This window comes from Mesorhizobium sp. BH1-1-4 (assembly GCF_020165665.1).
GTDB lineage: Bacteria > Pseudomonadota > Alphaproteobacteria > Rhizobiales > Rhizobiaceae > Mesorhizobium.
This window is the reverse complement of record NZ_JAIUIN010000006.1, coordinates 263,945-286,812: the sequence shown is the minus strand read 5'-3', so window position 1 is coordinate 286,812 and position 22,868 is coordinate 263,945. Positions and strand designations below refer to the sequence as shown.

29 protein-coding genes and 1 other RNA gene are annotated in these 22,868 nt (G+C 63.5%); 17 read left to right on the top strand and 13 right to left on the bottom strand.

Going from position 1 to position 22,868, the window contains the following annotated elements:
- Nucleotides 1–7: 7 nt before the first annotated feature.
- A complete protein-coding gene (locus tag LB569_RS14230; protein ID WP_263494572.1) occupies nt 8–1,003 on the top strand; it encodes a tetratricopeptide repeat protein in 996 nt (331 codons plus the stop codon).
- Nucleotides 1,004–1,018: 15 nt separating this feature from the next.
- Here LB569_RS14230 and LB569_RS14225 read toward each other — a convergent pair whose 3' ends face one another.
- The gene (locus LB569_RS14225) at nt 1,019–2,035 is read right to left on the bottom strand and encodes a zinc-dependent alcohol dehydrogenase family protein (RefSeq protein ID WP_224692864.1); all 1,017 of its coding nucleotides are present in this window, start codon (nt 2,033–2,035) and stop codon (nt 1,019–1,021) included.
- 104 nt (nt 2,036–2,139) lie between these two features.
- Here LB569_RS14225 and LB569_RS14220 point away from each other — a divergent pair, with 104 nt between their 5' ends.
- The 7 genes from LB569_RS14220 to LB569_RS14190 all read left to right on the top strand — a co-directional run bounded on the left by LB569_RS14220 (nt 2,140) and on the right by LB569_RS14190 (nt 8,344).
- Nucleotides 2,140–3,009, top strand: a complete 870-nt coding sequence (locus LB569_RS14220) for a LysR family transcriptional regulator (protein WP_224692863.1) — start codon at nt 2,140–2,142, stop codon at nt 3,007–3,009.
- A gap of 140 nt (nt 3,010–3,149) precedes the next feature.
- Nucleotides 3,150–3,716: an elongation factor P gene (gene efp / locus LB569_RS14215; protein ID WP_019861758.1), complete on the top strand. Its 567-nt coding sequence runs from the start codon at nt 3,150–3,152 to the stop codon at nt 3,714–3,716.
- Between the two features lie 86 nt (nt 3,717–3,802).
- A complete protein-coding gene (locus LB569_RS14210; protein WP_224692862.1) occupies nt 3,803–4,603 on the top strand; it encodes an inositol monophosphatase family protein in 801 nt (266 codons plus the stop codon).
- Nucleotides 4,604–4,741: 138 nt separating this feature from the next.
- Entirely contained in the window at nt 4,742–5,428 is a 687-nt protein-coding gene (trhA, locus tag LB569_RS14205) for a PAQR family membrane homeostasis protein TrhA (RefSeq protein WP_224692861.1), read from the top strand.
- 181 nt (nt 5,429–5,609) lie between these two features.
- Nucleotides 5,610–6,635, top strand: a complete 1,026-nt coding sequence (locus LB569_RS14200) for a MotA/TolQ/ExbB proton channel family protein (protein WP_140702403.1) — start codon at nt 5,610–5,612, stop codon at nt 6,633–6,635.
- 1 nt (nt 6,636) lies between these two features.
- Nucleotides 6,637–7,668, top strand: a complete 1,032-nt coding sequence (locus LB569_RS14195) for a peptidoglycan -binding protein (protein ID WP_140702405.1) — start codon at nt 6,637–6,639, stop codon at nt 7,666–7,668.
- Between the two features lie 250 nt (nt 7,669–7,918).
- Entirely contained in the window at nt 7,919–8,344 is a 426-nt protein-coding gene (locus LB569_RS14190) for a hypothetical protein (RefSeq protein WP_224692860.1), read from the top strand.
- A 151-nt stretch (nt 8,345–8,495) separates the two neighbouring features.
- Here LB569_RS14190 and LB569_RS14185 read toward each other — a convergent pair whose 3' ends face one another.
- On the bottom strand, nt 8,496–8,849 hold the full coding sequence (locus tag LB569_RS14185; RefSeq protein ID WP_224692859.1) for a DUF1304 domain-containing protein: 354 nt from the start codon (nt 8,847–8,849) through the stop codon (nt 8,496–8,498).
- Between the two features lie 140 nt (nt 8,850–8,989).
- On the opposite strand from LB569_RS14185, the gene LB569_RS14180 reads away from it, so the two are divergent.
- Entirely contained in the window at nt 8,990–10,474 is a 1,485-nt protein-coding gene (locus LB569_RS14180; protein ID WP_224692858.1) for a carboxypeptidase M32, read from the top strand.
- A gap of 77 nt (nt 10,475–10,551) precedes the next feature.
- Here the strand turns inward: LB569_RS14180 and LB569_RS14175 are convergent, their stop codons facing one another.
- Nucleotides 10,552–12,351, bottom strand: coding sequence for an ABC transporter transmembrane domain-containing protein (locus LB569_RS14175; protein ID WP_224692857.1), 1,800 nt, complete (start codon nt 12,349–12,351; stop codon nt 10,552–10,554).
- A 204-nt stretch (nt 12,352–12,555) separates the two neighbouring features.
- Here LB569_RS14175 and rpmE point away from each other — a divergent pair, with 204 nt between their 5' ends.
- Nucleotides 12,556–12,777, top strand: coding sequence for a 50S ribosomal protein L31 (rpmE, locus tag LB569_RS14170; RefSeq protein ID WP_010912060.1), 222 nt, complete (start codon nt 12,556–12,558; stop codon nt 12,775–12,777).
- 316 nt (nt 12,778–13,093) lie between these two features.
- On the top strand, nt 13,094–13,372 hold the full coding sequence (locus LB569_RS14165) for a hypothetical protein (protein ID WP_224692856.1): 279 nt from the start codon (nt 13,094–13,096) through the stop codon (nt 13,370–13,372).
- Here LB569_RS14165 and LB569_RS14160 read toward each other — a convergent pair.
- Nucleotides 13,369–14,004 (bottom strand): TetR/AcrR family transcriptional regulator, encoded by a 636-nt coding sequence (locus LB569_RS14160; protein ID WP_224692855.1) that lies wholly within the window; start codon nt 14,002–14,004, stop codon nt 13,369–13,371. The genes LB569_RS14165 and LB569_RS14160 overlap by 4 nt on opposite strands.
- 122 nt (nt 14,005–14,126) lie before the next feature.
- On the opposite strand from LB569_RS14160, the gene LB569_RS14155 reads away from it, so the two are divergent.
- Both LB569_RS14155 and LB569_RS14150 read left to right on the top strand, forming a co-directional pair.
- Nucleotides 14,127–14,951, top strand: a complete 825-nt coding sequence (locus LB569_RS14155; protein WP_224692854.1) for an NAD(P)H-binding protein — start codon at nt 14,127–14,129, stop codon at nt 14,949–14,951.
- Between the two features lies 1 nt (nt 14,952).
- Nucleotides 14,953–15,429, top strand: coding sequence for a DUF1772 domain-containing protein (locus LB569_RS14150; RefSeq protein ID WP_224692853.1), 477 nt, complete (start codon nt 14,953–14,955; stop codon nt 15,427–15,429).
- Nucleotides 15,430–15,459: 30 nt separating this feature from the next.
- Here LB569_RS14150 and LB569_RS14145 read toward each other — a convergent pair whose 3' ends face one another.
- The 3 genes from LB569_RS14145 to LB569_RS14135 all read right to left on the bottom strand — a co-directional run bounded on the left by LB569_RS14145 (nt 15,460) and on the right by LB569_RS14135 (nt 17,075).
- On the bottom strand, nt 15,460–15,786 hold the full coding sequence (locus tag LB569_RS14145; RefSeq protein WP_224692852.1) for a SelT/SelW/SelH family protein: 327 nt from the start codon (nt 15,784–15,786) through the stop codon (nt 15,460–15,462).
- Nucleotides 15,787–15,802: 16 nt separating this feature from the next.
- The gene (locus LB569_RS14140; RefSeq protein ID WP_140702425.1) at nt 15,803–16,552 is read right to left on the bottom strand and encodes a YebC/PmpR family DNA-binding transcriptional regulator; all 750 of its coding nucleotides are present in this window, start codon (nt 16,550–16,552) and stop codon (nt 15,803–15,805) included.
- A gap of 199 nt (nt 16,553–16,751) precedes the next feature.
- Complete coding sequence (locus tag LB569_RS14135) at nt 16,752–17,075, bottom strand: ArsR/SmtB family transcription factor (RefSeq protein ID WP_224692851.1); 324 nt, start codon at nt 17,073–17,075, stop codon at nt 16,752–16,754.
- A 51-nt stretch (nt 17,076–17,126) separates the two neighbouring features.
- Between LB569_RS14135 and LB569_RS14130 the strand changes: the two genes are divergently transcribed.
- From LB569_RS14130 to LB569_RS14120, 3 genes are read left to right on the top strand one after another with little or no spacing between them, the layout of a single operon-like run.
- A complete protein-coding gene (locus LB569_RS14130; RefSeq protein WP_224692850.1) occupies nt 17,127–17,609 on the top strand; it encodes an SRPBCC domain-containing protein in 483 nt (160 codons plus the stop codon).
- A gap of 23 nt (nt 17,610–17,632) precedes the next feature.
- The gene (locus LB569_RS14125) at nt 17,633–17,995 is read left to right on the top strand and encodes a hypothetical protein (RefSeq protein WP_224692849.1); all 363 of its coding nucleotides are present in this window, start codon (nt 17,633–17,635) and stop codon (nt 17,993–17,995) included.
- Between the two features lie 20 nt (nt 17,996–18,015).
- Complete coding sequence (locus LB569_RS14120) at nt 18,016–18,483, top strand: SRPBCC family protein (protein WP_224692848.1); 468 nt, start codon at nt 18,016–18,018, stop codon at nt 18,481–18,483.
- A 5-nt stretch (nt 18,484–18,488) separates the two neighbouring features.
- Here LB569_RS14120 and LB569_RS14115 read toward each other — a convergent pair whose 3' ends face one another.
- From LB569_RS14115 to LB569_RS14090, 6 genes are all read right to left on the bottom strand, one after another.
- Nucleotides 18,489–18,776 (bottom strand): BrnA antitoxin family protein, encoded by a 288-nt coding sequence (locus LB569_RS14115; RefSeq protein ID WP_224692847.1) that lies wholly within the window; start codon nt 18,774–18,776, stop codon nt 18,489–18,491.
- Nucleotides 18,777–18,834: 58 nt separating this feature from the next.
- Nucleotides 18,835–19,602, bottom strand: a complete 768-nt coding sequence (locus tag LB569_RS14110) for a TerC family protein (RefSeq protein ID WP_224692846.1) — start codon at nt 19,600–19,602, stop codon at nt 18,835–18,837.
- Nucleotides 19,603–19,670: 68 nt separating this feature from the next.
- Nucleotides 19,671–20,495: a YmdB family metallophosphoesterase gene (locus LB569_RS14105; RefSeq protein ID WP_140702437.1), complete on the bottom strand. Its 825-nt coding sequence runs from the start codon at nt 20,493–20,495 to the stop codon at nt 19,671–19,673.
- 62 nt (nt 20,496–20,557) lie between these two features.
- Nucleotides 20,558–21,145: a 5-formyltetrahydrofolate cyclo-ligase gene (locus LB569_RS14100; protein ID WP_224558872.1), complete on the bottom strand. Its 588-nt coding sequence runs from the start codon at nt 21,143–21,145 to the stop codon at nt 20,558–20,560.
- 94 nt (nt 21,146–21,239) lie between these two features.
- Nucleotides 21,240–21,395, bottom strand: a non-coding RNA gene (gene ssrS / locus LB569_RS14095) — 6S RNA.
- Nucleotides 21,396–21,420: 25 nt separating this feature from the next.
- Nucleotides 21,421–21,846, bottom strand: coding sequence for a DUF4345 domain-containing protein (locus LB569_RS14090; RefSeq protein ID WP_140703867.1), 426 nt, complete (start codon nt 21,844–21,846; stop codon nt 21,421–21,423).
- A 145-nt stretch (nt 21,847–21,991) separates the two neighbouring features.
- Between LB569_RS14090 and LB569_RS14085 the strand changes: the two genes are divergently transcribed.
- Complete coding sequence (locus LB569_RS14085; protein ID WP_224692845.1) at nt 21,992–22,831, top strand: AAA family ATPase; 840 nt, start codon at nt 21,992–21,994, stop codon at nt 22,829–22,831.
- Nucleotides 22,832–22,868 lie beyond the last annotated feature (37 nt).

Sequence of the window (22,868 nt, the reverse complement as noted above, 5' to 3'; positions counted from 1 at the left end):
GGCGGCGATGATCCAGGGCGCCGCCGCCGAAACCATACCCTTGCCGCAACCCAAGCCTGAAACCGGCGTGCACACCGACAAGCCGATCGAAAACCAGTTGCCGCAGCCCGCCACCACGGCGGAGCCCGCACCGCTGCCCTCGGTCGACAGCGTCAATCCCGACCGCTTCGGCGCCAAGCCGGCGGACGCCGCCTATGGCGCCTTCCAGCGCGGGCTTTACAAGACGGCATACAATCTGGCGCTGGTCCGCGCGCAGAACGGCGACCCGGCGGCGCAGACGCTGGTGGCCGAGATCCTGTCGCGTGGGCTGGGTGTGCCGCTGAACTCAGCCGAGGCCGCGAAATGGTACGCGCTGGCCGCCGAGCAGGGCGTGCCGGAATCGCAGTTCCAATATGCGCTGATGTTGCTCGACGGCCGTTACGTCAAGAAGGACGCCAAGGGCGCCTACGCCCTGATGCAGGCCGCCGCCGAGGCCGGCAACCAGCTGGCGCAATTCAATTTCGCGCAGATGCTTGTCCAGCAGGATCCAGGCGACGCCGGCCTGGCCAAGGCGGTTTCCTACTATGAGCGCGCTGCTGCGACGGGTCTCGCCGACGCGCAGTACGCCATGTCGCAGATCTATGCCAACGGCGTCGGCGGCAAGCCGCGCGACGATGCCCAGGCACGGCGCCTGCTGGCGCAGGCCGCCCGCCAGAACTACGACACCGCCCAGATCGACCTCGCCGCCTGGATGATCGAAGGCCGCGGCGGCGCGCGCGACCTGAAATCGGCTTTCGGCTGGACGAAGCAGGCCGCCGAAGGCGGCAATGTCGCGGCCCAGAACCGCCTGGCAAAACTCTATATGCAAGGCATCGGCACCGATCCGGATCTCGTGCTCGCCGGCGCTTGGTACATAGTCGCCCGCCGCGCCGGCCTCATCGATCCGGAGATGGACGATTTCCTGCAAGGGCTGAGCGACGACCAGACCAAGCAGGCCCTGCAGAAGGCGAACCGCCTGCCCTGAGGGGACGGCGCGCGCTCATTGCATGTGATCCAGGACGACTTTGCCGAAGGGCGAGCCGTGTTCGAGATGGTGGAAGGCGCTAGCCGCCTCGCGCCACGGCAAGACCCTGTCGATCACCGGCTTCAGTTGGTTGACGGCAAGGCCCCGGTTCATCGCTTCGAAGGATTCGCGTGAGCCGACCGGTATCCCGCGTGCCCTGACCTGGCGGCGGAAGATGTCGAGTGGATTGATTGTCCCCTCGCTGCCGCCGAGATAGCCGATCACGTTGATCTGAGCACCGCGCGCCGAAGACCTCAGCGACTGGGCGAAGCTTTGCGGCCCGCCGACTTCGATGATGTGATCGGCGCCGCGCCCACCGGTGAGCGCCAGCACGGCGGCCGCCCAATCCGGGTCACTGCGGTAGTTGATGCCGTCATGGGCGCCAAGCGCCTTTGCGCGCGCGAGCTTGTCGTCGCTGCTCGACGTGACGATAACGCGTGCGCCGGCGGCGGCGGCGAATTGCACCGCAAACAGCGAGACGCCGCCGGTGCCCAGGCTCAGCACCGTCTCGCCAGGCTCCAGCCGGCCTTCCGTGAACAGCGCATGCCAGGCCGTCACGGCGGCGCAAGGCAGCGTCGCGGCCTCGACATCGCTCAGGTGGTCCGGCGCAAGGACGGCCGCCTGCTCATCCAGCCTGGCGAACTCGCTGAGCAATCCGTCGATCGGGCCGCCCCGTTGATAGGAGGGCTCAGCCATAGCGAAACTGCCACCGACCCAACGCTGCCAGAATGTGGCGCAGACGCGGTCGCCGACCTTGAAGCGCGTCACCTCGGCGCCAACCGCGACCACTTCCCCGACACCGTCCGAAAGCGGCACCAGCGGCAGCGCAAAGGCGGTGTGATAGCTGCCACGGGCGATTTCCACATCGCGATAATTCAACGCCGTCGCCTTGACCTTGATGATCATCTCCTGGCGGCCTGGTTCCGGCATCGGCCGCTCGACCAGTCTGAGATTGTCGATGCCGCCAGGGGCTTGCAATTCGATTGCCTTCATTGTCTCCGCTTTCCTTTGGATACGCGTCGCCAGGAAAATCGCTTGCCGGCATCCAGATTTCAAATTCATATTAATCACAATGATTATGTGTTTGAGGTATTCGAATGCTGGAGGAATTGCGCACGCTCGTTCTGTTCGCCGAGGAGGGCTCGATCCAGAATGTGGCCCGCCGCCTGCCTCTGACGCAGCCTGCCGTCACCCGTCAGATGCAGCGGCTGGAGGATATGCTGGGCACCACGCTTCTCGATCGCCGGCAAAAGCCGCCGCGTCTGACCGCCGCGGGACTGGAGATCCTGGAGCGCGCCAAAGACATACTGGCTTCGGTCGAGGCCCTGAAAGCCTTCGCCGGCGACACCGAACCGCAGGGCGTGCTGCGCCTCGGCCTGGCGCATGGCTTGTCCGACGCCACTGTTGCGGGCGCTATCGCCCGCGCGGCTGCCGCGTTTCCAAAAATATCCTTGCGGCTCAAGACCGGCTGGAGCGCGGAGCTGATCGAGCAGTTCGAACGCGGTCAACTCGATATGGCGATCGTCCTGCGATCCGCCGATCATCAAAACCTGGACGTCCTCGGCATCGAACGTCTCGCCATTATAGCGCAAGCTGGCCCTTCCAAACCCCACCTCACGGACGCCGCTCTGGCTTCCACGCCCTGGGTGCTTAGCCCCGAACCCTGCGACGCGCGTCAGAGGCTCGTCTCCATTTTGGGCGCCGAGCAGCATCGGCTCGTCTTGGCGGCGGAAATTCAGGACCCGGCGATGCAGATGGAATGGGTACGTCGGGGGCACGGTCTCGGGCTCATGCCGTCGCGGCTCGCGGCTCGTGGGCTTCCCGACGATCTGGCGCTTGTCGATGCCGGAGATTTCGACCTTTCATTGCAGGTTGTGGCGCTGCGCTCTCCGCATCTCAACCGTCTGGCAAAGGCAGCGCAGGCCATTGCAAGGACCGTCGGCGAAGTCATCCAGATCGAGACCTGATGCCGGCTTGCCGGCTGGAGGCGATCCGCCCTCCCTTGCCTCTCCGGGCGATTTGTGGTCTTGGAGCCCTAAATCGCTTGTAACGGCGAACATCCCATACCGACGGCCCAGCCGTTGGCAGCATCCCGGATCCCATCATCATGGCCAAGATCAATGGCAACGAAATCCGTCCCGGCTACGTCATCGAACACGATGGCGGCCTCTGGGTGGCCGTCAGGACCAACACCGTCAAGCCCGGCAAGGGCGGCGCGTACAACCAGGTCGAACTGAAGAACCTCATCAACGGCACCAAGCTCAACGAGCGCTTCCGCTCGGCCGAGACCGTCGAGCAGATCCGGCTCGACCTGAAGGATTTCTCCTTCCTCTACGAGCAGGACGACGCGCTGGTGTTCATGGACACCCAAAGCTACGAACAGCTCGAACTGAACAAGGACTTCGTCGGCGACCGCGCCGCGTTCCTGCAGGACGGCATGATGGTGACGGTCCAGCTCTACGAGGAGCGGCCGATCGGCATATCGCTCCCCGACTACGTGACGCTGACCATCACCGAGGCGGATCCCGTGGTGAAGGGCCAGACGGCGGCGTCCTCCTACAAGCCGGCGGTACTGGAAAACGGCATTCGCGTGCTGGTGCCGCCCTTCATCGGCGCCGGCGAGCGCATCATCGTCGACACCAACGAAATCACTTACGTGCGCCGCGCCGACTGATCCGTGCCGCCCAAAAGTGGCCCCCAATTTGGGTCACCGGCATGCATCGAGACAGAGTTTAAAGCGCCGCACCAGGAAGAAGCACTATGGCACGCTCAGCCCTCCTCAACGTCATGGTCCAGGCCGCAATGAAGGCCGGCCGCTCGCTGTCGCGCGACTTCGGCGAGGTCCAGAACCTCCAGGTTTCGATGAAGGGTCCCGGCGATTATGTCAGCCAGGCCGACCGCAAGGCCGAGGACATCGTCTTCGCCGAATTGTCGAAGGCACGCCCGGGCTACGGCTTCCTGATGGAAGAGCGCGGCGCCGTCGCCGGCGATGACAGCCAGCACCGCTGGATCGTCGATCCGCTCGACGGCACCACCAATTTCCTGCACGGCATTCCGCTGTTCGCCGTCTCGATCGCGCTCGAGCGCCAGGGCCAGATCGTTGCCGGCGTCATCTACAATCCGGCCATGGACGAGCTCTATACGACCGAGCGCGGCGGCGGCGCCTTCATGAATGATCGCCGCCTGCGCGTCGCCGGCCGCACGAAGCTTGTCGACACGGTGATCGGCTGCGGCGTACCGCATCTCGGCCGTGGCCATCACGGCAATTTCCTGGTCGAACTGCGCAACGTCATGGCCGAGGTCTCCGGCGTCAGGCGCCTGGGTTCGGCCTCGCTCGATCTTGCCTATGTCGCCGCCGGCCGCATGGACGGGTTCTGGGAAGTCGGTCTGTCGGCCTGGGACATCGCCGCCGGCCTGCTCCTGATCCGCGAAGCGGGCGGCTTCGCCTCCGACATGGATGGCGGACAAGATATGCTCGACACCGGCTCGGTCGTCGCCGGCAACGAGATCATCCAGCGCGCGTTGCTGAAGGCGGTGAAAAAGCCGCTGGCGCCGCGCTGAGGAAAAGTGCGGGCCGCCCAGGAATTTGCCTGGAAGCAAATGCCTGGCGCGCTGAACCGCCGCAGTCGCAAAACCGCAAACAAAGCTTGAAATACTGTCCGGCGGTTGCCCAGATAAAGGGCGACGCTAGGACGATAGATGACCAACACGCCGCCACAGACGGAAATTCCCTTCATCGGACGCTGGCATTATTCGCGCGCCGAGATGATCGCCGACGGGATCGTCCATGCGGTCGGCATCGTGCTGGCGATCGCCGCCGGTTCGGCGTTGCTGGCGCTCGCCGCCTTCCGGGTCGGGCCCGGCGAATACATCGCCGCCGCCTTCTATGTCGTCTCCTTGCTCACCGTGCTCTCGGTATCGCTGACCTACAATCTGTGGCCGGTGACCTCGCCCGCGAAATGGATCCTGCGGCGTTTCGATCATGCCGCGATCTATCTGTTGATCGCCGCCACCTACACACCCTTTCTGGCCCAGTTGGGAGCCTCGCCGCTGGCGAGATGGATGATCGTACTGGTCTGGGCCGCGGCGGCAACGGGGATTATCATCAAGGTGTTTTTCCCGGGGCGCTTCGACAGGCTGGCGATCGTCTTCTACCTTGCCATCGGCTGGAGCGGCATCATCCTCGTCAAACCGCTCGTCGAGACGCTGCCGACCACGTCGATCATGCTCATCGTCGCCGGTGGTGTCGTCTATTCCTGCGGCGTCATCTTCTTCGCCTGGAAGGCGCTGCGTTTCCACAACGCGCTCTGGCACGGCTTCGTCGTCACCGGCGCCGGCCTGCATCTGGCGGCCATGGTCGACTGCCTGGTCATCAACCGCCTCTGATGCGCCGGCCGCAAAGGCCGCCTGTGGCAATATTGCCAAGCACCATTCAATTTGGTCACAATTCCGTTTAGAGTCGCCAACTACGTGATCGGCGGCGCTGGAGCAATTCCAGGGAAAGCGTGAGCGGTTTCCCGTTCGGAATTGCGTGAAGGCAAAATAGAGCATCGGAAACGGGGCACGGATGGCTTTTCTCAGATCCTTCGGCATGGGCAGGCGCTCCGACGTACTGGTCTACGATCCGCACAAATTGTCGAGTCCGCAGGTCTTCCTGCTGACCATGGTCATTTTCCTGGCCATCGTCGCCTTCATCGCCGCCATCCTGACCCGCCAGGTCACGACCGCTTTCGTCACCAATCCCGGCCTCAACGGCCTGATCGTCGGCGTGCTGGTCGTCGGTATCCTGCTGGCGTTCACGCAGGTCGGGCGGCTGTTTCGCGAGGTGCGCTGGGTCAACTCCTTCCGCGCCGGCTCCGAAACCACGGAACCGGTGCTGCTGGCGCCGATGAAGGCGATGATCGGCCGCTCCTCGTCTATGGCCTTTTCGACCTCCTCGATGCGCACAATGCTCGATTCCATCGCAACGCGCCTCGACGAAAGCCGCGATACCTCGCGCTACCTGGTCGGCCTGCTGGTGTTCCTCGGCCTGCTCGGTACCTTTTGGGGCCTGTTGAACACGATCGGCTCGATCCGCGAGACCATCGAATCCCTCGATCCAGGCACGGGTGACGCCGCGGCGGTGCTCGATTCGCTGAAACAGGGCCTGTCGGCGCCGCTGGCCGGCATGGGCACCGCCTTCTCGTCCTCGCTGTTCGGCCTCTCCGGCTCGCTGGTACTCGGCTTCCTCGACCTGCAGGCCGGCCGCGCCCAGACGCGCTTCTACACCGAACTCGAAAACTGGCTGTCCTCGGTCACCGATCTGTCGTCCGACATCGTCGTCTCCGACCCGGCCAAGGCCGAACCTTCCGACGAGATCCGCCTGTTGTCGGAGCGGCTGCGCAGCATGCAGGAGAACGGCGGCGGCTCCAACCCTCGTGTCGCCACCGCCATGGCCAATCTCGCCGACGGCATTTCCGGCCTTGTGAAGAACATGCGCTCCGAGCAGCAGATCATGCGCGACTGGGTCGAGGCCCAGTCCGACGAGCAGAAGGCGATGCGCAACACGCTGGAGAAGATCGCCGACGCCCTGAAGAAGCCCGAGGTTCACTAGCATGGCGCTTGCCAGGGGCCGGCGTACCGATCGCCGCATCGATTATTGGCCTGGCTTCGTCGACGCGCTGTCGACGCTGCTGCTCGCCATCATGTTCCTGCTCACCGTTTTCGTGCTGGCGCAGTTCCTGCTCGGCCGCGAGATCTCCGGCAAGGACACGGCGCTGTCGCGCCTCAATTCGCAGATCAACGAACTGACCCAGCTACTCGCGCTGGAGCGCTCGACGGCGCAGGACAAGGAGGATTCGCTCGCCAATTTGCAGGCGTCCCTGTCGGCGGCCGAGGCGGAAAAAAGCCGGCTCGAACAATTGCTGGCACAAGGTGCCGGCGCCGGTGACGCCGCCAACCAGCGTGCCGCCGAACTGGGCGGTGAACTCGACAACCAGCGCCAGATCAGCCAGCAGGCGCTGAGCCAGGTCGAGATCCTCAACCAGCAGATCGCGGCCTTGCGCAAGCAGATCGGCGCGCTCGAGGATGCCCTCAACGTTTCCGAAACGCGCGACCGCGATTCCAACACCAAGATCGCCGATCTCGGCCGCCGCCTGAACGTGGCGCTGGCGCAGCGTGTGCAGGAATTGAACCGCTACCGCTCCGATTTCTTCGGACGGCTGCGCGAAATCCTCGCCGACCGCGAGAACATCCGCATCGTCGGCGACCGCTTCGTCTTCCAGTCGGAGGTGCTGTTCCCGACCGGCTCCGAAGTGATCAACGATGCCGGCAAGGTCGAGATGAAGAAGCTCGCCGACGCCATCATCGAATTGCAGAAAGAAATCCCGCCGGAGATCAACTGGGTGCTGCGCGTCGACGGCCACACCGACAACAAGCCGCTTTCAGGCAACGGCCGCTACCGCGACAATTGGGAACTGTCGACGGCACGCTCGACCTCGGTGGTCAAGTTCCTGATCGAGAACGGCGTGCCGGCCAACCGGCTGGTCGCCGCCGGTTTCGGCGAGTTCCAGCCGCTCGATCCTGCCGACACCGACGAAGCGCGCAACAAGAATCGCCGCATCGAGCTGAAGCTCACCGAACGTTGATCCATCATCACGCGAACTCACGCGAAGTTGTTCGCCGGCTCAACTCTAGGACGCAGAGACCGGCCGGCAAGGCCTGAAAAGATTATCTTTTTTTAATTACACTTCGCGCCAAGGCGCTCCTAGCTTGCCGTGCAGGGCCGAGAACCGCCGGCGATGCCTCCCATCGCGACGCGACGGAACTGGACGACCCAAAATGGTCGGAAGGCGAGCGGCGCGGCCGCTCTCCCTTCCCAGCAGGAGGAAGCGCACCATGCGCTCATCAGCATCTCTCAAGACTGCAACGCTTGCCGCAATTCTCATTGCCGTCCCGCTCGCCGGCGCCTACGCCGCGGGCCATCACAAGGGCGCTCTCGATGCCACCGCCCCGACCGACTTGACGGGTCCGCGTGTCGAAGCCCTCATTGACCAGGTTCAGGGCGTCCATCAAGGCATCGTCGACGCCAGGCAGGCCAACAACATCACCCCGGCCGTCGCGGAGCGCCTGGAAATGCGCGCCGCCCGCATCGGTCAGGCCGCCGAAAAGATAGCCGCGTCGGATCACGGCAGGATCCCGGCCGCGCAATACCATGACCTGCTGCGCCGGCTCGACAATGTCGATCAACGTCTGATGGTCGACACCGGCAGCGGTTTCCTGATGGGTGATGGTGCCGACGGCGGAAACTATCCGAACGGCTGAAGCCATCCTGTCTGAGAGGGTCCAAGAGGAAGGGACCATCTTGGCGCCTTCGGGACCCCAATCCCGCGGGCGTCCTTTTTCCTCACCGGCCCATCTTGCCTGCCAGCCTTGCCCTGCCTACCAACCCATCCTGCCTACCAACCCATTCTGCCTACCACCCAAGCCAGACCGCGATCAGGGCGATCGCCGCCGGCACGGTCTGGATGAACAGGATCTTGCGGCCGACCGTCGCCGCGCCATAGAGACCGGCAATGACCACGCACAACAGGAAGAAGACCTTGACCTGGAAACCGCCGGCGCCGAGGTAAAGCCCCCAGATCAGGCCGGCGGCGAGAAAGCCGTTATAGAGACCCTGATTGGCGGCGAGCACTTTGGAGGCGCTGGCGAATTCCGGCGTCAGGCGGAATGTCTTGTGCCCGCGCGGCGTGTCCCAGAGCACCATCTCGAGATAGACGATGTAGACATGGATCAGGGCCACCAGCCCGACCAGTAGGTTGCCGATCATCTGCTCCCCCTTCATGCCTCGCCCGCAGCATTTCATGTCTGGCATCGCCTGCGCAAGGTGTATCCGCCGGAGGCATCCGAGGGTTGCCATTGCTTTTGCGTTGGTGTCTTTTCGCCCCGTCCTCAAGCACGGAAGCCGCCATGTCCTTTCACAAACTCGACGATCTCGGCCACAAGCTCGAAGCGCTTGAACATGCACTGGCCATCCTCGGCGCCGATGAAGCGACCCACATGGCCGTCGGTGGCGGCGAGAAGCGCGCCGAGGCGATGGCGGCCCTTGCCGGCATGTACCACGCCAGGGCGACAGCGCCCGAAATATCGGACTGGATCGCCGCGGCCGAAGGCGAGGCATTGGACGATGAGCAGCGGGCGGCCCTCGCCGAACTGCGGCGGCAATACACCAACCTGACCTGCCTGCCGGTCGAATTCGTCGAGCGCCAGACCACGGCGCGCATGCACTGCGAGCAATTGTGGCGCGCGCTGCGCGCCAAGAACGACTGGGCTGGCTTCCAGCCGGCGCTGGAGGGCGTGGTGGCTCTGGTGCGCGAGGAGGCGGCCCTACGCTCCGACGTGCTCGGCCTGGCTCCCTATGACGCGCTGATGGAGCAATACGATCCCGGCAACCGCACGGCCGATATCACCCCCGTCTTCGCCGACCTGAAGGCCTTCCTCAAAGGCTTCGTGCCGGAGGCGCTGGCGATACAGGAAGCGCGGCTGCGCAAGCATCCGCTGAAACCGCTTTCGGGCATCTATGCCATCGACCGGCAGCGCGAGCTCGGGCTTGCCATGATGGCTGCGGTCGGCTTCGACCTGACCCATGGCTCATTGTCTGTGTCGCACCATCCCTTCTGCGGTGGCGTGCCGAGCGACGTGCGCATCACCACGCGCTACAAGACGTCGGATTTCCTGTCGGCGCTGATGGGCGTGCTGCACGAGACGGGTCACGCGCTCTATGAACAGAACCTGCCCAAGGCATGGTCGCACTGGCCGCTCGGCAAGGCCCGCGGCATGGCGGTGCATGAAAGCCAGAGCCTGTTCGTCGAAAAGCAGGTCGGCCGCAATCCGGCCTTCTGGCGCTGGGCGCTGCCGGTGGTGGAAAAACATCTCGGCGAGGCCTGGTCGCTCGACGATCTCCTGCCCCATGTACACCGCGTCGAGCGCGGCTTGATCCGCGTCGATGCCGATGAGGTGACCTATCCGCTGCATGTGATCCTGCGCTACGAACTGGAGCAGGAGCTTGTCTCGGGTCGCCTGGAGGTGGCTGACCTGCCTGAAGCCTGGGATGCCAGGATGCGCGACTATCTCGGCCTCTCAACCATCGACAATCCGGCCGACGGACCGATGCAGGACGTGCATTGGCCAGGTGCCGCCTTCGGCTATTTCCCCTCCTACACGCTGGGCGCGATGATGGCGGCGCAGCAATGGGCCGCGCTGGTGCGCGAGCATCCTTCAGCCGACGATGATCTCGCCAAAGGGAATTTCGAGGCGATCAACGGATGGCGCCGTGAGAAAATCTGGTCGCAGGGGTCGCGCTGGTCGACGCCGGACCTGCTCGAACGCGCCACCGGCGAAAAACTCAACGCCGTCTATTTCGTCAACCACCTGAAGCAGCGCTACGGCGGATGACGCCGGCCGCGTGACCCACGAAGCGACAATGCCGCCTGGGATGACGAGTTTCGTTACGCCGAGGCGAGTAGAGCCCGTTACTCCGCCGCGCCCCTGAAGGCGCTGGCTCCGGTCTCGAATTGCAGCTTGGCCAGCCGGGCATAGATGCCGCCCTTGGCGACCAGGCTCTGGTGCGTGCCTTCCTCGACGATGCGGCCGCCGTCCATGACCAGGATCCTGTCGGCCTTGAGCACCGTCGCCAGCCGGTGGGCGATCACGATGGTGGTGCGCCCCCGCATCAGCCGCTCGAGCGCCGTCTGCACAAGCGTTTCGCTTTCGGCGTCGAGGGCCGAGGTCGCCTCGTCGAGCAAAAGGATCGGCGCGTCACGCAGGATGGCGCGGGCGATCGCCACCCGCTGGCGCTGGCCGCCCGACAGCGTCACGCCGCGTTCGCCGACCTGGCTGTCGTAGCCTTTTTCGAGCTTGAGGATGAATTCGTCGGCCAGCGCGTCCTTCGCCGCCGCCTCGATCTCGGCCTCGCCGGCGCCTGGCCGGCCAAAGCCGATATTGTCGCGTGCGCTCGCCGCGAAGATGGTGACGTCCTGCGGCACGATGGCGATGCGCTGCCTGACCGCAACAGGATCGGCCTCGCGCACATCGACGCCGTCGATCAGGATTTTTCCTGTCTCCGGATCGTAGAAGCGCAGGATCAGCGAGAACACAGTGCTTTTGCCGGCACCCGAGGGGCCGACGATGGCCACCGTCTCGCCGGGCTTGACCGAAAAACTCAAGCCATGGACGGCGGCGCGGTCGGGCCTCGCCGGATAGGAAAAGGAGACGTCGTCGAAGAAGATCCCGCCCTTGGCGACCGCCGGCAGCGGTTTCGGACTGGCCGGCGCCTGGATCGCCGGCGTCTCGGCCAGGATCTCGGTCAGCCGTTCGGCCGCGCCGGCTGCTTGCGCGAGTTCGCCCCAGACTTCCGACAGCGCGCCGAGCGCACCGGCGGCGAACACCGAGTAGAGCAGGAACTGGCCGAGCGTGCCGGGCGATATCATGCCGTCGAGCACGTCGCGCGAGCCGAACCACAGCACCGCCACGACGGACGAAAAAATGGTGAAAATGGCAAAGAAGGTCAGGAAGGAGCGTGCGAAAATCGAGGCGCGTGCCGCCTCGAAGGCGGCTTCCACCGCGCCCGAAAAGCGACCGGTGACCAGTTTCTCATTGGTGAAGGCCTGCAGCGTGCGCACCGCGCCGATCTGCTCGCTGGCATAGGCTGTCGCGTCGGCAAGCGTGTCCTGCGCCTGCCTCGACTTGCGCCGCACCGAGCGGCCGAAGGCGACCAGCGGCAGCACGATGATGGGAATGGCCGCGATGACGAGGCTGGACAGTTTCGGGCTGGTGACGACCATCATCCCCACCGCGCCGAGGCCGAGGATGACATTGCGCAGCGCCACGGACGCGGTGGCGCCGACCGCCGACTTGACCTGCGTGGTGTCGGCGGCCAGCCGTGACACGATCTCGCCCGACTGGGCGGTGTCGAAAAAGGCAGGCGACAGCGTCGTCACATGGGCGAAAACGTCGCGCCTGATATCGGCGACGACGCGCTCGCCGAGCGTGATGACGAAATAGTAACGGCCGGCCGACGCCGCCGCCAGCACGGCGGCCATCGCCACCAGCGCCGCGAAATACTCGGCGATGAAGGTGGTGCCGGTCGACGAGAAACCATGGTCGATCATGCGCCGTACCGCCAGCGGCAGCGCCAATGTGGTTGCCGCCGCGATGGCCAGCGAGATGAGCGCGCCGACGACCAGCGTGCGATATCCCGCGATATAGGGGAACAGGCGCCTGAGCGGCTTGAGCGAGCGTCGGCGCTCGTCTGCGCTGCTTGATTGCGCCATTCTCGGTGTTCCTCTAGCCGCCTCGGCCTATGCGCCTGAATTGCGCTTGCCACGGCCTTGTGATTCAATTCCGGCTGATGTATAGGCACGCCGACCGTTTTAGAAGCCGTGGCTCCTCAATAGCTGCGGCTTCGAGTTTTAAAAAGGGGCGCATCGACGCAGGCTTATGCCCGTCCGCCGCGCCAGCAAGCCAGGAACCGAGCCATGAAGAGCGCCATTCACCCCGACTACCACACCATCAAGGTCGTCATGACCGACGGCACCGAATACACGACCCGTTCGACCTGGGGCAAGGAAGGCGATACGATGAACCTCGATATCGACCCGACGACCCACCCGGCCTGGACCGGCGGCCAGCAGACCCTGCTCGACCGCGGCGGCCGCCTGTCGAAGTTCAAGAAGCGCTTCGAGGGCTTCGGCCTCTAAGCCAAGCGACCTTCGCAGTTCAAAGACCCGCCCTCGTGGCGGGTTTTTGTTGACCTCAAGCCCCTGTCTTGAACGCAATTGGTCACGGAGGCCATATGTCCATTCTCGACGATCACCGATGGTTCGGTCTCAAGGGCGGATACAAGGTTACATATGATCCACGACCGGCCCTGCGAGCACTGGCCCTCCGCTACAATGACGAGACAATCTGGAACGAACTCCTGAACGAACTGCACCATCAGGGAGATGTAGGAGACGCCTCTTACGCCGCGATTCCCGAAATCGTTCGTATCTCCAGAGAACATGTTCCGGCGAATTGGGAGTCTACGGCCTGGCCGCGATCATCGAAGAAGCGCGATTGCTCGACGACCGGAACCCGCCGATACCAGATTGGATCGAACCCCACTACAAAGCCGCCTGGCAGACGCTTTTCCATTTGGCGCTGAGGGATCTGCAAACCGAGGCAGATGAGACGATTGTGGCCTCCGCATTGGCTGTGGTCACGCTCCATCGCGGTATGCTCAGCCTTGCCCGGATGGTAATGTGCACGGATGACGAGCGTGCTGAAATGCTTCGCAGCTATCTCGGCCGCTAGCCCTCTTCAGGAAGCAATTCTCTGAGCGCCATGCGCTTGTAGGCAGCCACCAGCCTGTCGCCTTCCTGCCGGTCGACCGAGATCGCCAGCCGCACGGCCGCCTCGCCCATCTGCCAGACCAGAAACGCCGTCGTCTCCAAGGCTTCGGCATCGGCATCGGGCTTTAGCCGCCTCAAGACGGCACTGAGGAATTCGGCATTGGCGCGGCTGTCGGCGAGTTCGAGCTGGCGCAGTGTCTTGTCGGCCTGCGTGCCCGACCAGATGTCGCGCATCACCGGCTCGGCTAGGAACAGCCCATAGTAGATATCGACCAGCTCCGAAAACGCTCGGCCCAGCCCCTCCGCATCCGTGACGTCCTTGAGCGCCTCTGAGATGCAGGCCTGGCTTTCCACCGTATAGCGCTCGGCCAGCGCCCAGACGATCGCCCGCTTGTCGGGAAAGAACTGGTAGAGCGAGCCGATCGACACGCCTGCCCGTTCCGCCACCTCGCCCATGCGCATGGCATCGCTGCCTTGCTCGGCGATCAGCGCCGAGGCGGCGGCAAGCATGCGCTCGACACGTTCGCGGCTGCGCTGCTGGCTTGGTGCCTTGCGCGGCGAAGCGATCTGCTCGTTGGCCGCCGTGTCTTCCATGACTGTCTCCAACAAATGTGCTCGGCAAAATCCATTCGAATGGCTTGACTCCCAAAATACGAGGGTTTATCACGTTTTGCAAATGTGAGGATTGATCATATTTTCTAACGGAGGAAACCATCATGACCGACAAACCAATCCTGATCCTCGGCGGCACCGGCAAAACTGGCCGCCGTCTCGCCGGGCTGCTGACCGCGCATGGCGTGCCGGTCCGCATCGGCTCGCGCTCCGGCATACCGCGCTTCGACTGGGAAGTCCCCGCTACCTGGGGGCCGGCCGTGCAAGGCGTCGGCGCCGTCTACATCAGCTATTATCCCGACATAGCCGTGCCGGGCGCCGCCGAGATCGTCGATGCCTTTGCTCGCCTTGCCGTGCAGCATGGCGTTCGCCGGCTGGTGTTGTTGTCTGGCCGTGGCGAGCACGAGGCGCAGCGCGCCGAGGAGATGCTGAAAGCCTCGGGAGCCGACTGGACGATCCTGCGCTGCGCCTGGTTCTCGCAGAATTTCTCCGAGGGTTTTCTCGTCGAGTCTCTTCTGCAAGGCGAAGTGGCCTTGCCGGTCGGCGATGTCGGCGAGCCATTTGTCGATGCCGACGACATCGCCGAAGCCGCCTTCGTCGCGCTGACCGAGCCAGGCCATGTCGGCCAGCTCTATGAACTGACCGGGCCGCGGCTCCTGAGCTTCGCCGAAGCGGTCGCCGAGATCGCCAAGGCGGCCGACCGCGATATCCGCTACGCCAGAATCTCGCATGATGAATTCACCGCGGCGATGGCCGCGCATGACCTGCCGCCCGAATTCGCCTGGCTGCTCAACGAGTTGTTCACGCAGGTTCTCGACGGCCGCAACGAGACGTTGACCGACGGTGTCCAGCGCCTGCTTGGCCGCGCTCCGAAAGACTTTGCCGCCTACGCAACCGAAACCGCAGCAACCGGCATCTGGAGCAGCTGAGATGACCAGGCTTCTTCCCGCCCTCACCATCATCGCCGCGATCGGCTCGGGCGTCGTCGGCGGCGTGTTCTTCGCCTTTTCCAACTTCGTCATGGCGGCACTTGCCCGGCTGCCCGTTCCAACTGGCATCGCCGCGATGAATTCGATCAACATCACGGTGATCACCCCGACCTTCATGACCGCGCTTTTCGGCACCGGACTGATCTGCCTGGTGCTTATAGCCGCCGCCCTCATGGGCTGGAGCCAGTCCGGCTCGTACTGGCTGCTGGCCGGCGCGGTGATCTACCTGATCGGCAACCCGATCGTGACCATGGTTTTCAACGTGCCGCTCAACGACACGCTCGCCGCTGTCGACCCGGCCAGCAGCAACGGCGCCGCCGTCTGGGCGAACCATCTGAGCCAATGGGTGATGTGGAACCACGTCCGCACCGTCACCGCCATCGCGGCGATGGCCTGCTTTATCTTCGCATTGCTCTGAAGAGGTCTATCGAGACGCAAAAGACTCCGCTCAGGCGGGGTCTTTCTGCGTGTCGCCCTTCGACGTGTGACCCTTGCGGTCGGCATGGCCGAGATCGCGATCCGGATCGATGACGTCGCGGACCAGTTGCTTCAGTTTTGCCGCATCGGGAAAACCGCCGTCGCGCTTGCGGTCCCAGACCAGCACATCGTTGCAGGAGATGGTGAAGATGCCGCCGGTGCCCGGCACCAGCGTCACCTCGCCGAGTTCGGTGCCGAAGGTTGAAAGCAGCTCCTGCGCCATCCAGCCGGCACGCAGCAGCCACATGCACTGCGTGCAGTAGGTGATGCGGACGGCGGGCAACTGAGCTGTCCTCATGTCGGACGGCCTTCGCTCACGCCGCGCTGAGCTTGGCCATGGTCTCGTCATCGACTTCGAAATTGGCGTAGACGCTTTGCACGTCGTCGTCGTCCTCGAGCGTGGCGACCAGCTTCATCAGCGACTGGGCGCGCTCCTCGTCGACCGGGACATTGTTCTGCGGCTGCCAGATCGGCTTCACCGATTCGGCCTCGCCGAGCGAGGCTTCCAGGGCCTTCGACACGTCGCCGAGATTTTCGAAGGAACAATAGATTGTATGGCCTTCCTCGTCGGACTCGACATCGTCGGCGCCGGCTTCGATCGCCGCCTCCATGACCTTGTCGGCGCTGCCGGCCGAGGCCGGATAATAGATTTCGCCAACGCGGTTCCACATGAACGACACCGACCCGGTTTCGCCGAGCGCGCCGCCGGCCTTGGTGAAGGCTGCGCGCACGTTGGAGGCCGAACGGTTACGGTTGTCGGTCAGCGCCTCGACGATCAGCGCCACGCCGCCGGGACCATACCCTTCATAGCGCACGGCTTCATAGTTTTCGGCATCGCCCATCGAGGCCTTGTTGACGGCGCGCTGGATGTTGTCCTTGGGCATCGACACCGCCTTGGCGTTCTGGATGGCCAGGCGCAGGCGCGGATTCATCGATGGGTCGGGCGTTCCGCTCTTGGCGGCGACGGTGATTTCGCGCGCCAGCTTGGAAAACATTTTCGACCGCACCGCGTCCTGACGGCCCTTGCGGTGCATGATGTTCTTGAACTGTGAATGGCCAGCCATGGCACCCCTGTCGTGTTCGGCTAGAGCATCTTGCCGCGAGATGCGTGACCTCGCTTTCCAAAACACTCGAATTCAAAATTTCAGAACGTCCCTGATGCGTCCAGATGGACGCGCGGCGCTCTTGTCGGAATGGCCGGCTTATAGATAAATCGGCTCAATTCGTCCAGCCGCGCCGCACTAAGGCGACCCCGGGACGTGTCTATGCTTCAAGATCGGACTTCAGCCGGTCGATGATGCTGAGCGCATGGCCGGCATACTGGCTGATCCAGCGGTCGTGGATCTGCTTGATCGGCAGTGCGTTGAGATGGTTCCAGCGCTCGCGTCCTTCGCGGCGCGCAACGATCAGGTCAGCCTCCTCCAGCACCTTGAGGTGCAGCATGACGGTGCAGCGATCAATGTCGGGAAAGGCCTCGCACAGCATGCCGGTGGTTTTCGGCTCGTCTTTCAATTGATCCAGCATTTCGCGCCGGCGCGGATGCGCCAGCGCCTTGAAAACATTGTCGTCCTGCGATCGGCTTGACATGTTATGTTTCTATAACATATCGTTGTCGCGATCAAGCAAGGAGCTGTGGATATGTCTCTTGGGTTCAGAATTTCCGGCCGCATCGGCAGGCCGGTTGCCGAGGTCTTCGACGCGGTCGTCAATCCGAGGAAGCTCAGCGGCTATTTCACCACCATCGGCGGCGCCAGCGCGCCGTTGGTTGCCGGTTCTGGTGTCGTCTGGTGGGGCAAGGTGCCTGTCGAGGTCGACGAAGTGGTCAAAGACAGCCGCATCGTGCTGCGCTGGGATGCTACCGACGCCGACGGCAAGCCGGCGTACAAGACCCGCATCGAGATGAATTTCGAGCCGCTCGACGATGGCGGCACCTTCGTCACCATCGCCGAGAGCGGCTGGCGGGAAGGCGCGGTCGGCCTGAAGAAATCCTACCTCAACTGCGAGGGCTGGTCGCAGATGCTGGCCTGCATGAAGGCCTATGTCGAATACGGCATCAACCTACGCGACGGTTATTACCGCAGCGAGATGAAGGGCGAGCCCGCCAGCGAAGACAACATTTGAACGCCAAGAAAATGGAGCCAGCAATGACCGCGAAGATCACCGGCGGCATCAACATCGCCATGAAGGTGCCGCCGCATCAATATAAGGCGACGATCGCCTTTTACCGGGACGTCGTCGGCCTCAAGCCGTTCACCGCCAAGGCGCCGGCCGTCGGCTTCGAGCTTGGACCCAACCGCCTGTGGATCGACGAGGCACCCATGATGAGCCAGGCGGAAGTCTGGCTGGAGCTGTTCACGCAGGATTTTTCGGGCGCCGCCGAGCGTTTCGCCGACGCCGGCATCACAAGATGCGATGCCATCGAACCGCTGGGCGAAGGGTTCCGCGGTGGCTGGATCACCAACCCGGCCAACATCGTTCACATGGTCCGTGAACCCGACGCCTGGTGAGTTCGGAAAGGAGAACGGCAATGCAGATCCATGAAACGCCCACGGCCGAACCCGGCATGCTGATCCGGCGGCTTATCGCCGAGGTGTTCGAGGCCATTGTCGACCCGGCGATCACGACAAAATTCTGGTTCACCCATGGCAGCGGCCGGCTGGATGGGAGCAAGGAGGTGCATTGGGAGTGGCGCATGTACGGCGTCTCTACGACGGTCCGCGTGAGCGAAATCGTCAGGAACGAACGGATCGTGATGACGTGGAGCGACCCGCCTACCACCGTGGTCTGGATCTTCACGGAAATGCCCGGCCGGACAACCTTCCTCGAAGTTCGCAATTTCGGCTTTGCCGGCAATGGCGACGAGCAGGTGAAAGGAGCGGTCGGTTCAACCGGAGGCTTCACACTGGTGCTCGCCGGCGCCAAGGCCTGGCTGGAACAGGGCCTGACGCTGGGCCTCATCGGTGATCGGCACCCGAACGGAGTACCGGCAGGTTAAGCGAGCTAGGATCGCCGCTTTTCCTGTTCGATCACATGGCGGCGGAGCACGCGATTAATCTCGGGTTGATAGCCCCCGCCTCCGACATGTTCCTTGAACCATGAAAGCACGTCGGCACCGAGCCGAATGGTCACCGGCTGTTTGATTGGGCGGTAAAGATTCCCGCGACGGGCGTGTATCCAGTTCTCGGCCGGAGCTTCGGGAACATCGGAAGTATCAATCTCGCTGTCAGGCAAATCGACCAGCTTTGCAAGCTGGTCTCGCTGGTCGCGGCTAAGATCCTTCCTGCTCATAGCGCCTCCTTTCATGCGGCGTCGCTTTCCGAGCCCGACAATCCTAAGCGTCCGCGCTCTAATGCACGTCGCCAGACTTCGCTTTCTTGCGCCGCCGCGCCAGCATGTTGAGGCCCTCGACCAGCGCCGAGAAACCCATCGCCGCGTAGATGTAGCCCTTGGGCACATGGTAGCCCATGCCATCGGCGATCAGCGTCATGCCGATCATCAGCAGGAAGCCCAGTGCCAGCATGACGATGCTGGGGTTCTTGGCGATGAAATCCGCCAGCGGCCCGGCCGCCAGCATCATCACCGTGACGGCCACGATGACCGCGATGTACATGATGGCGATCTCGTCGGTCATGCCGATGGCGGTGATGATGGAATCGATCGAGAAGACCAGGTCGAGCAGCAGGATCTGGAAGATCGCGCCGGCGAGCGAGATCTTGAGCGTTTCGCCCAGCATCGTATCCTGATGGTCGTCGGGGTCGACCGTGTGATGGATCTCCTTGGTCGCCTTCCACACCAGGAACAGGCCGCCGGCGATCAGGATCAGGTCGCGCCAGGAGAAGCCGTGGCCGAACGCGGTAAACACCGGCGTCGTCAGCTGGACGATGATGGAAATGGTGGCGAGCAGCACCAGGCGCATGATCAGCGCCGCTGAGATGCCAAGGCGGCGCGCGCGCGCCCTCTGCTCCACGGGCAGCTTGTTGGTCAGGATGGAGATGAAGATCAGATTGTCGATGCCGAGCACAATCTCAAGCACCACCAGCGTCAGCAAGGCGACCCAGGCGGTTGGATCGGAAACGAATTGAAAATGCGGCGCCAGGAATTCAATAAGCTGCATGGAGGTCGTCCCCTACGATCTAGAGCAGTGTCGCCGGCAATTAGGTACTGCGAACCTCTATATCAATGTCACGACCAGAAGGACGGTGCCGTTTCTTCCAATCGCGGCCCGCGACGAAACGGCGCGATCTTCTCGGTCAGCCCCGTGCGGTCGGAAATATCGACGCCGACGCCGCACAATGTCGCCGGTCCGGTCGCTGCCTCGAAACGTCCTTTCGGCACTTTCGACAGGAACCGGTTGAGCGGCTCCTCCTTGTCCATGCCGAGCGAGGAATCATAGTCGCCGCACATGCCGGCATCCGACAGGTATCCGGTGCCGCCATTGAGGATCTGGTGATCGGCGGTCGGCTGGTGCGTGTGGGTGCCGACGACGAGGCTGGCGCGGCCGTCGACGAAATGCGCGAAGCACATTTTCTCCGAGGTCGCCTCCGCATGGAAGTCGATGATCACCGCATCGGCCTGCTCGCCGAGCGGACAGGCCGCAAGCTCACGCTCGCCGGCCTGGAACGGATCGTCGAGTTCGGGATGCATGAACACCCGGCCCATGATGTTGGCGACCAGAACACGCGCCCCGCTTCTGGCGATATAGACGCCGGAGCCGCGTCCGGGCGTGCCCTTGGGAAAGTTGGAGGGACGCAGGAAGCGCTGCTCGCGTGGCGCGAAGGCCAGCGCATCGCGCTGGTCCCAGACATGGTTGCCCGTGGTCACCACATCGGCGCCGGCCGCGATCGTCTCGCGAAAAATCTCTTCGGTTATGCCGAAGCCGCCGGCGGCGTTCTCGCCGTTGACGATGACGAAATCGAGTTTGAAGTCGGAGATCAGCCCAGGAAGTTGTTCCCACACCGCGGTGCGGCCCGTCTTTCCAACCATGTCCCCGAGGAAGAGAAGTCTCATCTATGCCTGACCCCGAAAAGTTGCATGACTTTTCGGCAAAGATCATGCGTTCAAAGAACTATCTACAATTTTGGCGCGAAGCGGCGCAACCCGCTCTCGGTGAGTATTTCCGGGATGACCACGTCATGGGGTTCGTCCGGAACTTGCGAAACTTCTTGGCAGTCGAAAGCGATGCCGATCAGCCGGGGCGCATGCCCCTTGTCGACGAGCTTCGCGATCGCGCGGTCGTAATAGCCGGCGCCATAGCCGATGCGGTGGCCGCGCGCGTCGAAGGCGGCGAGCGGCACGAGCATGACCGAGGGGTCGAGGACTTCGGCCTCCGCATGCGGCCCGACCGTGCCAAAGCCCATGTCGACCATCGGCGCGCCACGCACCAGTTCGCGAAAGACGATGGTGGTCTTGTCGAGAATGGCGGGCAGGCAGAGCCGCGCCCCTTGCTCGCGCAAGGCAAACATCAGTGGGCGAACGTCAACTTCTGAACGCATCGGCCAGAAGCCGGACACGATCTGGCCGGGTTCGATGGAGAACTGGTCGCGCGCTGTCTCTGCCATTTCGAGCGCCGCCTCCACCCGCCACAGTTCATCAAGCGCGTCGCGGCGCCCAAGGGCCTCGAGCCGAAGCTGCTTTTTCAGGTCTTTCGAAGATGTCATGCCAGGACGATAGAAAAGGCCGTATCAGGATTGCGTTTTAGGAGCGACGTTTTCTACCGCATCACCCACAGGAATGCGTGGAGATGGCAATTAGTGACGATCCACACAACCGGTGGAGAGGTCGATCCCGGGTGCCTACAAAGTAGGTGGGCGCCGTGTGAGAAAACCCACGGGTCTTCCCAGGGACAGCTCCCTAAGGATCGTTAAGGCCCCGGGGAAAAGTGTCTCCTGCCGGGAAGCGCAGACCGTCTCCCCCAATATAGGCCGCTGGCTGGCTAAGCGCCAGAGAGTTGCCCCCTCCCGGCGGCTTTATTCGCGACACGGCCCTGCCACACGACCAGCGCCGGTACCGCCAGCAGCTCGACGCATAGCCCGGCGACGTGACCCAGCGAAGGCGCGCCGACCAAAAACAACGAAACAAGCCGCGCCAGGCCGCCCGTGAACGTGCAGGCGGCAAGCAACCGGAACCGCTCGGTCTTTGCCTCTATGCCGGGAATGCAGCTGTACCAGGCAATACCAACAGCCAGGAAAAACCCGGACAGGAAGCGGAAATGGCTGTCGAGATCGACCGGCCATGGTGCGGCTACATGCAGGAACGCCGGTCCGAACAGAATGCCCTCGATACCGACCAGGACCGGCGTTGCCGCCAGCACCGCGACAACGATCTGTAGCGCCGTCTTGGCTGATATTTTTCCGTCCATGTTGCCCTTTCGGCCTGTCGGGCGGCCTTCCCTCATGAACGGATAATTTTGATCCCGGGTTTCAAGCCCATTCGTCGCAGCCGGCGCGCCCTTGCACAGGTTGAGCCGCCTCCTTACGGTCGTCCGGACCAACCAAGGAGCAAAAATGCGTTTCGAAGGTACGGCGGACTACGTCGCCGACAAGGATCTGATGGTGGCGGTCAACGCGGCGATCGCGCTGGAACGGCCGCTGCTGGTCAAGGGCGAGCCCGGCACCGGCAAGACGGAACTTGCCCGGCAGGTGGCGGCGGCACTCGGCCTCGACCTCATCGAATGGCATGTCAAGTCGACGACGCGGGCTCAGCAGGGCCTCTACGAGTATGACGCCGTCTCGCGGCTGCGCGACAGCCAGCTTGGCGACGCGAGGTTCAATGACATCAGGAACTACATTAAGCGCGGCAAGCTTTGGGAGGCCTTCGCCGCCGGCAAGAAAGTCGTGCTTCTGATCGACGAGATCGACAAAGCCGACATCGAATTCCCCAACGACCTCCTGCAGGAGCTCGATCGGATGGAGTTCTTCGTCTACGAGACCGGCGAGACGATCCGCGCCGCCGTGCGGCCCATCGTCATCATCACCTCCAACAACGAGAAGGAACTGCCGGACGCCTTCCTGCGCCGCTGCTTCTTCCACTACATCCGCTTTCCCGATGTCGAGACCCTGCACAAGATCGTCGACGTCCACTATCCCGGCATCAAGCAGAACCTGGTGCGCGCCGCACTCACCCAGTTCTACGAAATCCGCGACGTGCCGGGGCTGAAGAAGAAGCCGTCGACATCGGAGGCGTTGGACTGGATCCGGCTGCTGGTCGCCGACGACATCGCGCCCGAGGATTTGCGCGCCGACGCCAAGAACGCGCTGCCCAAGCTGCACGGCGCCCTGCTGAAGAACGAACAGGATGTGCATCTGTTCGAACGGCTGGCCTTCATGGCGCGACGGCAGGGGTGAAGATCGAGCGAAGCTCCCGCCACGAGCAGGCTTCGGC

Bases quoted from the DNA above. Each gene is read 5' to 3' on its own strand.
- LB569_RS14150 (WP_224692853.1), top strand. From the start codon at position 14,953: ATGACCAGGCTTCTTCCCGCCCTCACCATCATCGCCGCGATCGGCTCG.
- LB569_RS14180 (WP_224692858.1), top strand. From the start codon at position 8,990: ATGTCCTTTCACAAACTCGACGATCTCGGCCACAAGCTCGAAGCGCTT.
- LB569_RS14085 (WP_224692845.1), top strand. From the start codon at position 21,992: ATGCGTTTCGAAGGTACGGCGGACTACGTCGCCGACAAGGATCTGATG.
- LB569_RS14155 (WP_224692854.1), top strand. From the start codon at position 14,127: ATGACCGACAAACCAATCCTGATCCTCGGCGGCACCGGCAAAACTGGC.
- LB569_RS14195 (WP_140702405.1), top strand. From the start codon at position 6,637: ATGGCGCTTGCCAGGGGCCGGCGTACCGATCGCCGCATCGATTATTGG.
- LB569_RS14230 (WP_263494572.1), top strand. From the start codon at position 8: ATGATCCAGGGCGCCGCCGCCGAAACCATACCCTTGCCGCAACCCAAG.
- rpmE (WP_010912060.1), top strand. From the start codon at position 12,556: ATGAAGAGCGCCATTCACCCCGACTACCACACCATCAAGGTCGTCATG.
- LB569_RS14190 (WP_224692860.1), top strand. From the start codon at position 7,919: ATGCGCTCATCAGCATCTCTCAAGACTGCAACGCTTGCCGCAATTCTC.
- LB569_RS14225 (WP_224692864.1), bottom strand. From the start codon at position 2,035: ATGAAGGCAATCGAATTGCAAGCCCCTGGCGGCATCGACAATCTCAGA.
- LB569_RS14200 (WP_140702403.1), top strand. From the start codon at position 5,610: ATGGCTTTTCTCAGATCCTTCGGCATGGGCAGGCGCTCCGACGTACTG.
- trhA (WP_224692861.1), top strand. From the start codon at position 4,742: ATGACCAACACGCCGCCACAGACGGAAATTCCCTTCATCGGACGCTGG.
- LB569_RS14105 (WP_140702437.1), bottom strand. From the start codon at position 20,495: ATGAGACTTCTCTTCCTCGGGGACATGGTTGGAAAGACGGGCCGCACC.
- LB569_RS14140 (WP_140702425.1), bottom strand. From the start codon at position 16,552: ATGGCTGGCCATTCACAGTTCAAGAACATCATGCACCGCAAGGGCCGT.
- LB569_RS14130 (WP_224692850.1), top strand. From the start codon at position 17,127: ATGTCTCTTGGGTTCAGAATTTCCGGCCGCATCGGCAGGCCGGTTGCC.
- LB569_RS14120 (WP_224692848.1), top strand. From the start codon at position 18,016: ATGCAGATCCATGAAACGCCCACGGCCGAACCCGGCATGCTGATCCGG.
- LB569_RS14175 (WP_224692857.1), bottom strand. From the start codon at position 12,351: ATGGCGCAATCAAGCAGCGCAGACGAGCGCCGACGCTCGCTCAAGCCG.
- LB569_RS14210 (WP_224692862.1), top strand. From the start codon at position 3,803: ATGGCACGCTCAGCCCTCCTCAACGTCATGGTCCAGGCCGCAATGAAG.
- LB569_RS14145 (WP_224692852.1), bottom strand. From the start codon at position 15,786: ATGAGGACAGCTCAGTTGCCCGCCGTCCGCATCACCTACTGCACGCAG.
- efp (WP_019861758.1), top strand. From the start codon at position 3,150: ATGGCCAAGATCAATGGCAACGAAATCCGTCCCGGCTACGTCATCGAA.
- LB569_RS14110 (WP_224692846.1), bottom strand. From the start codon at position 19,602: ATGCAGCTTATTGAATTCCTGGCGCCGCATTTTCAATTCGTTTCCGAT.
- LB569_RS14135 (WP_224692851.1), bottom strand. From the start codon at position 17,075: ATGTCAAGCCGATCGCAGGACGACAATGTTTTCAAGGCGCTGGCGCAT.
- LB569_RS14220 (WP_224692863.1), top strand. From the start codon at position 2,140: ATGCTGGAGGAATTGCGCACGCTCGTTCTGTTCGCCGAGGAGGGCTCG.
- LB569_RS14115 (WP_224692847.1), bottom strand. From the start codon at position 18,776: ATGAGCAGGAAGGATCTTAGCCGCGACCAGCGAGACCAGCTTGCAAAG.
- LB569_RS14185 (WP_224692859.1), bottom strand. From the start codon at position 8,849: ATGATCGGCAACCTACTGGTCGGGCTGGTGGCCCTGATCCATGTCTAC.
- LB569_RS14160 (WP_224692855.1), bottom strand. From the start codon at position 14,004: ATGGAAGACACGGCGGCCAACGAGCAGATCGCTTCGCCGCGCAAGGCA.
- LB569_RS14090 (WP_140703867.1), bottom strand. From the start codon at position 21,846: ATGGACGGAAAAATATCAGCCAAGACGGCGCTACAGATCGTTGTCGCG.
- LB569_RS14125 (WP_224692849.1), top strand. From the start codon at position 17,633: ATGACCGCGAAGATCACCGGCGGCATCAACATCGCCATGAAGGTGCCG.
- LB569_RS14100 (WP_224558872.1), bottom strand. From the start codon at position 21,145: ATGACATCTTCGAAAGACCTGAAAAAGCAGCTTCGGCTCGAGGCCCTT.